We start from the raw sequence: 6,121 nt of genomic DNA, 5'->3' as shown, positions 1-6,121 counted from the left end.
CCGAGTGACTTCCGGGAGTTAAATGGACCCTTCCGCGAACTCAACCGAAAAACCCATGCGACCATCAAGCGGGTCACCCAGGATATCGAGGATCGGTTTCATTTTAACACGGTCATCAGTGCGGTCATGGAACTGGTCAACGTCATGCAGGCCATCGATGAATCTGACCCGGATGGTGCGGGGACCATGCGCTTTGCCCTGGAGACGACCGTCCTGCTGCTGTCTCCCATCGTTCCCCATTTCTGCGAAGAGCTGTGGGAGGCCCTTGGCCACTCAGACAGTATTTTGCTGAGTCGCTGGCCACGCTTCGACGAGGCGGCCACGGTAAAAGAAGAAGTCGAAGTGGTGGTCCAGGTCAACGGCAAATTGCGCAGCCGGTTTTCGGCCGCTCTGGATACAGACGAAGATACGCTCAAGCAGATGGCGATGGACGACGAACGAGTCGTCCGATTTGTCGACGGAAAGCCTGTAAAAAAGGTGATTACAATAAAAAACAAGTTGGTAAATATTGTTATTTAAAGTATCACTTAAAACTTAACACCGAACTTTGCATTCAAAAGGGTGTTGATGAAATTAAGATGGGGTGCAATAGGGTTGGCCGGTTTTTTGGCAGTGACGCTAACCGCATGCGGCTATCATTTTTCTGGCAGCGGCGACTTTCCGGCCGGTGTATCCCGGGTATTTATACCCATCCTGGAGAACCGGTCGGCTGATACGGGTGCGGAGATCATTTTCACCAACGACCTGATCTTTGAATTCACCCGAAACCGCCCGGAGAGCCTGGCTGAGGAGCGATCTACCGCCGATGGCATCCTGACCGGCACCATTGTTTCGATATTCGTGGAAAATATTTCCCGTTCCACCGTTTCCACATCGGTGGAGCGTCGGGTGACCGGTATACTGAATCTGCGATTGGAATCTCCGGACGGTCGGATTCTCTGGTCATCGGGAAACATTTTCGAAAGCCAGACCTATGCGGTTGTGAATGGAAATAAAACGGCGACGGATTTTAACCGGTCGGTCGCCATTGACGCCGTTTCCAAAAAAATAGCAGAATCCGCCTTCAACCGGCTGACGGATGATTTTTGATGATTGAGAGCCAGCGATGCCGCAGTCGGAAGGAATCCGGCAATGATCATTAACTGCGGATTCTTCCTGACTGCGGGCGCAGGGAAGGGTCAGGCTTGCTGTGCGTTGACCTGCTTGGCAAGACGGGAAACTTTGCGGGAAGCGGTCTTTTTGTGGAGCACCCCTTTTTTTGCCGCTTTGTCGATGGCGGATTTGGCTGTGTTGAGCTGCTCAACGGCATTTTCCGCACCTTGAGCCACGGCAAGGCGCACATCCTTGACCACGTTTTTTACCCGAGTCTGAACTGCTTTGTTCCGCAGGCGCCGCCGCTCATTCTGGCCGGCGCGCTTCAATGCTGATTTATGGTTGGCCACCTTCTGTTACTCCTTTCGGAAATTAATTGGGAAAACACAAAACTTCTTGATATCCAAAAAAATTGGGCAAGTCAAGGGTTATTGTGCCTTCCATTTATGATCAGGGCCCTATGAATTCCGCCGCCAGGTACCAAGTAAAAAGTGAGAACCGCAATGTCACCCACGCCGCCGGCGTGGTGGGGGTGGCGACCCTGCTCAGCCGTATCTTCGGCTACGTTCGGGATATGGTATTGGCGTCTTTTTTTGGTGCCGGGATGACCATGGATGCCTTTATTGCCGCCTTTAGGATTCCCAACCTGTTGCGCCGCCTGTTCGGTGAAGGGTCGTTGAGCATTGCCTTCGTACCTGTTTTTACGGAAACCCTGCTCAAGGGGGGGCGCGAGGATGGTCTTCGCCTGGCCGTGAGTGCCCTGAAACTGCTGCTGGTCTGCCTGTTGGTCGTATCGATCATCGGCGTGGTCGCTGCACCAAGCATCCTCCAGGTGGTCGCCCCCGGGTTTTCCGACCTGCCGGAGAAGATGGGTCTGACCGTCACCCTGACGCGTGTCATGTTTCCCTATGTAGCCTTTATCGGACTGGTGGCCCTGTGTATGGGCATTCTCAATGTGCTGGGTCATTTTGCGGCCCCGGCCATCGCGCCGGTCCTGTTGAACCTGGCCATGATTGGCGCTGTTTTTGCCGCTTCGCGTTTCTCGGATTCTGAAACGGTTCAAGTCATGGGGCTGGCCGGTGGGGTGCTGTTGGGCGGGGTCCTTCAATTGGCCCTGCAGCTGCCTTATCTGGTGAAACATGGCGTCCGGTTCTGGGTAGGGTCCGGCCTGTGGCATCCGGCGATGAAAAAGGTCGGCATCCTCATGCTGCCCACCATTTTTGGTGCGGCGGTCTATCAAATCAACATCCTGGTTGGAACCCTGCTGGCTTCTCTGCTTCCCGAGGGCAGCGTTTCTTATCTGTATTATGCCGACCGCCTGGTTCAATTCCCCTTGGGTATATTCGCCCAGGCGGCAGCCACGGCTGTTCTGCCCAGCCTCTCGCGGCAGGCGGCCAACGGCGATCAGGCCGGCATGGGAGATACCTTCGGCCATGCCATGAGCCTGGTGCTGTTTATCACCATTCCAGCAATGGTGGGGCTCATCGCGCTTCGAGAACCCATCGTCGCATTGTTGTTCCAACGCGGGGCCTTCGATGCCCAGACCACGCGATTGACCTCCGATGCCCTTTTGTATTATGCTTTGGGACTGTGGGCCTTTGCTGCCGTGCGTATTGTGGTTTCAACGTTTTACGCCATGCAGGATACCCGAACGCCAGTCAAAACCGCCACGATCTCCATCGCCGTCAACATCCTTTTCGGAATGGCTCTTATGGGCCCGATGAAGCACTGTGGGCTGGCTCTGGCGACCTCGCTGGCCTCCGTGGTCAATCTGGTGCTTCTGGTGGTTGTCCTGAGAACCAAGCTGGGGGTGATCCGGTGGCGGCTCATCTTTTCCAGTTGCCTGAAGACGCTGGCTGCATCGGGACTCATGGCTCTGGGTGTGGTGGTGATCTGTCGGCTTCTCATCCCTCTTGAAGCCGAAACGGGTAGCCTGAGACTGCTGGCGGGAGTCAGTGCCGGCATCATCGGCGGCATGGTTATCTTTTCTGCGGCGGCCTGGACGCTGAAGATTCCGGAATGGCAAAATGTGATGGTGTTGATGAGAAGGAGTTTGAACCGGTCATGAACCTTCGCCGGAAAATCATCGTTGCCGGTGCCGTCATCGCGCTGTTCAATTTGATGCTGCTGATCGTCTTCGGCGACAATGGCCTTGTGGAAATGCACCGGCTGCGTGAAAAGGAGCAGACCATGGTGCAGCAAAACGAGGCGCTGGCCAGTGAGAACGTCAGCCTCTATCGTACCATCGGGCGGCTGAAAAACGATCCGGCCTTCATCGAGAGCGTGGCCCGCAATGAACTGGGCATGATTGGCAAAGATGATGTCATTGTTATTCTTCCAGGTTCCAAAGGGCAAAGGAAATGATATGGACGGTACAGGGGACAAAACTTTTTACACGGTGACCATGGCCCGCGTTTTAGCCGATCAAGGCAGATATGAAGAGGCCGCCCGGATTTACCGTTATCTGCTGGATCAGACCCCCGACCGGTCGGATCTCAGGCAGGCACTGGAGGCGGTGACATCCATGCTGCCGGAACCCCCCGGTCACTGGGATGACATCTCCGGTCTGATCGAGCGGTGGGTTCGTTTGATGGTCAGGTGGAATGCACTCCGGCGCCTACGAAAATGCCGTGTTCAAAAACAGTGATCCGAGCGACATGAAAAAAAACGTTCTGCATGATAAAAATATCGTTCTGGGTGTATGCGGCGGAATTGCCGCCTATAAAAGTGTAGACCTGCTCAGGCGGCTGGTGAAACAGGGGGCCAGCGTGAGGGTCATCATGACTCACAGCGCCACCCGATTCGTAAGCCCCATGACCTTTGAGGTGCTGTCGGAAAACCAGGTGTGTGTCGATCTTTTCGATGCGAAAGATGACGCGGCCATCCGGCATATCGCCTGGGCGGAATCGGCCCATGGTGTGGTCATCGCGCCGGCCACGGCCAATATGGTGGCGAAGCTGGCCCATGGCATCGCCGACGACGCCCTGAGCACGTTCATGCTGGCGGTGACCTGCCCGGTAATGATCTGCCCTTCCATGAATTCAAACATGTTCGAACACCCCGCCCATCGACGCAACCTCAAACAGCTTGAAGCGGACGGTTGCCACATTCTGGCACCCGGTGAAGGATCGCTGGCCTGCGGTACCGTCGGGCCGGGCCGGCTGCCGGAGCCTGCAGCAATCGTGGACCGGCTGGCCAGCTTTCTTACCCCCGACGACCTTGCCGGCAGCAACGTATTGGTCACCGCCGGCCCCACCCGGGAATCCATCGATCCGGTTCGGTTTATCAGCAATCCCTCTTCTGGTAAGATGGGCTACGCCATTGCCCGGGCCGCTGAATGCCGCGGTGCCCGGGTGACCCTGGTCACCGGTCCCGTGTGTTTAGATTTTCCGTACAACGTCGAGGTGGTGCCCGTCGTTACGGTGGACGATATGGCCGACGCCGTCTTTGCCCGTCTCGAACAATCCCATGTGGTCGTGAAGGTGGCAGCGGTTTCAGATTATCGGCCCGTTAACACCGAGGCCCACAAGATCAAAAAGCGTCAGGACTGCATGCAACTGGTCCTGGAGCGGACCACGGACATCCTGAAAACCGTCGGGCAACGGAAAACCCATCAGATCGTTGTCGGGTTTGCCGCAGAGACCCGGGACATGGAAACCCATGCACGCAAAAAGCTCCAAGAGAAGCATCTGGACATGATTGCGGCCAATCTCATCGGTCCACCCGACTCCGGATTCGCATCCGACACCAACCGCATGACCCTGTTTTTTGCAGACGGCCGAAAAGAGCAGCTCGAGGTGATGGACAAGAATGCGGTGGCCCACCTGATCCTTGACCGGGTGGCCGAATTGGTCAAACAGAGAGCCGTTCCTTGAGGTCACTGGTTCAATGACCCTTTTTAAAAGTTGTTTCTTCCGAAAGCCAAGATGACTGCCGACGCGCCACATTACCAAATCATCCGGGACATTCGAAACACGCTGTGTTATCTTAAACAAAGCGGGTGCACCGGTTTTGACTGCAGCGCGGCCAGCCTGAAGATCCTGAATCATCTGGCCCTGCCACGTCAAGGTGCAGCGGTTGATCGGGAAACCTTGGAAGACGTGTGCACGGACCTGGGCGACTGCACCCGATGCGGGCTATGTGAATCGCGGACCCACATCGTGTTTGGTGAGGGCAGTCCGAACGCGCAAGTGGTATTTGTGGGCGAGGGGCCGGGATTCGATGAGGATAAATGCGGTCAACCCTTTGTGGGAAAGGCTGGACAGCTTTTGACCAAAATCATTGCTGCCATGCGGCTGACCCGGGAGACGGTTTATATCGGCAATATTGTCAAATGCCGGCCTCCGAACAACCGGAATCCGCAACCTGACGAAATCCACCAGTGCCTGCCGTTTCTCAAGCGACAGTTGGCCGCCATCAATCCGCGCGTCATCTGTGCCCTGGGAAGTGTGGCCGCCCGGGCCCTGCTGGAAACCGAGACGCCCATCTCCCGCCTCAGGGGACGGTTTTATGAGTTTCTGGGTATTCCGGTGATGCCGACCTTTCATCCGGCATATCTGCTGCGCAACCCGGAAAAGAAAAAAGAAGTGTGGGAAGATGTCCAACAGATTATGAAAATGCTGGAATAGCCTCCACCCACGCCCCTTTCCCGCCTTCAAGGGGGTTGTTATGAGAAATCGATCCATCACCGTTGGCGTATTCGTCGCATTGTTGTTGCTGCTATCGATCTGTCAGGCTGATGCCGGATCGGAACCCGTCTATTTAATCCGGATCACTGGAGCCATCTCTCCCGGCAATGCCGATTTTCTGGGTATGGCCATCCACAAGGCCAACGCGGAAGGCGCCGGCTGTCTCATCGTGCTGCTGGACACACCCGGTGGCCTGGCCGTATCCATGCGCAAGATGGTCATGGCTATCTATGAGAGCAGGATCCCGGTGGTCGTTTACGTGGCGCCGTCGGGCGCCCGGGCGGCATCCGCCGGTGTGATGATCACCATGGCCGCCGATGTGGCCGCCATGGCGCCGGGTA

At 56.2% G+C, this 6,121-nt stretch carries 8 protein-coding genes and 1 pseudogene; 8 read left to right on the top strand and 1 reads right to left on the bottom strand.

Annotation, left to right across the window (positions count from 1 at the left end; translation table 11 throughout):
* Both QNK41_RS17150 and QNK41_RS17145 read left to right on the top strand, forming a co-directional pair.
* The coding region (locus tag QNK41_RS17150; RefSeq protein WP_319259173.1) for a class I tRNA ligase family protein at positions 1-519 on the top strand (519 nt) is incomplete at its 5' end.
* A 48-nt stretch (positions 520-567) separates the two neighbouring features.
* Positions 568-1,089: an LptE family protein gene (locus tag QNK41_RS17145; RefSeq protein WP_319259170.1), complete on the top strand. Its 522-nt coding sequence runs from the start codon at positions 568-570 to the stop codon at positions 1,087-1,089.
* 89 nt (positions 1,090-1,178) lie between these two features.
* Here QNK41_RS17145 and rpsT read toward each other — a convergent pair whose 3' ends face one another.
* A complete protein-coding gene (rpsT, locus tag QNK41_RS17140) occupies positions 1,179-1,442 on the bottom strand; it encodes a 30S ribosomal protein S20 (protein WP_319259167.1) in 264 nt (87 codons plus the stop codon).
* A 110-nt stretch (positions 1,443-1,552) separates the two neighbouring features.
* Here rpsT and murJ point away from each other — a divergent pair, with 110 nt between their 5' ends.
* The 6 genes and pseudogenes from murJ to QNK41_RS17110 form a co-directional block, all read left to right on the top strand.
* Positions 1,553-3,160: a murein biosynthesis integral membrane protein MurJ gene (gene murJ, locus QNK41_RS17135; protein ID WP_319259164.1), complete on the top strand. Its 1,608-nt coding sequence runs from the start codon at positions 1,553-1,555 to the stop codon at positions 3,158-3,160.
* Positions 3,157-3,456 carry a septum formation initiator family protein gene (locus QNK41_RS17130; RefSeq protein WP_319259161.1) on the top strand — a complete coding sequence of 100 codons (300 nt, stop codon included), beginning with the start codon at positions 3,157-3,159 and terminating at the stop codon, positions 3,454-3,456. The genes murJ and QNK41_RS17130 overlap by 4 nt, the downstream gene beginning before the upstream one ends.
* Position 3,457: 1 nt before the next feature.
* On the top strand, positions 3,458-3,739 hold the full coding sequence (locus QNK41_RS17125) for a hypothetical protein (RefSeq protein ID WP_319259158.1): 282 nt from the start codon (positions 3,458-3,460) through the stop codon (positions 3,737-3,739).
* Positions 3,740-3,749: 10 nt separating this feature from the next.
* Entirely contained in the window at positions 3,750-4,967 is a 1,218-nt protein-coding gene (gene coaBC, locus QNK41_RS17120) for a bifunctional phosphopantothenoylcysteine decarboxylase/phosphopantothenate--cysteine ligase CoaBC (protein ID WP_319259154.1), read from the top strand.
* Positions 4,968-5,018: 51 nt separating this feature from the next.
* A complete protein-coding gene (locus tag QNK41_RS17115; RefSeq protein ID WP_319259151.1) occupies positions 5,019-5,720 on the top strand; it encodes a uracil-DNA glycosylase in 702 nt (233 codons plus the stop codon).
* Positions 5,721-5,760: 40 nt separating this feature from the next.
* Positions 5,761-6,121, top strand: a pseudogene (locus tag QNK41_RS17110) (hypothetical protein); the annotation flags it as partial.

Origin of the sequence: Desulfosarcina sp. (assembly GCF_033791525.1) — a bacterium.
Taxonomy (GTDB): Bacteria; Desulfobacterota; Desulfobacteria; order Desulfobacterales; family Desulfosarcinaceae; genus Desulfosarcina.
The sequence above is the reverse complement of the archived record's forward strand: the minus strand, read 5'-3'. Positions and strand labels throughout refer to the sequence as shown.

Excerpts from the sequence above, each read along its gene's own strand:
- QNK41_RS17145 (WP_319259170.1), top strand. The coding sequence starts at position 568 with ATGAAATTAAGATGGGGTGCAATAGGGTTGGCCGGTTTTTTGGCAGTG.
- murJ (WP_319259164.1), top strand. The coding sequence starts at position 1,553 with ATGAATTCCGCCGCCAGGTACCAAGTAAAAAGTGAGAACCGCAATGTC.
- QNK41_RS17130 (WP_319259161.1), top strand. The coding sequence starts at position 3,157 with ATGAACCTTCGCCGGAAAATCATCGTTGCCGGTGCCGTCATCGCGCTG.
- QNK41_RS17125 (WP_319259158.1), top strand. The coding sequence starts at position 3,458 with ATGGACGGTACAGGGGACAAAACTTTTTACACGGTGACCATGGCCCGC.
- coaBC (WP_319259154.1), top strand. The coding sequence starts at position 3,750 with ATGAAAAAAAACGTTCTGCATGATAAAAATATCGTTCTGGGTGTATGC.
- QNK41_RS17115 (WP_319259151.1), top strand. The coding sequence starts at position 5,019 with ATGACTGCCGACGCGCCACATTACCAAATCATCCGGGACATTCGAAAC.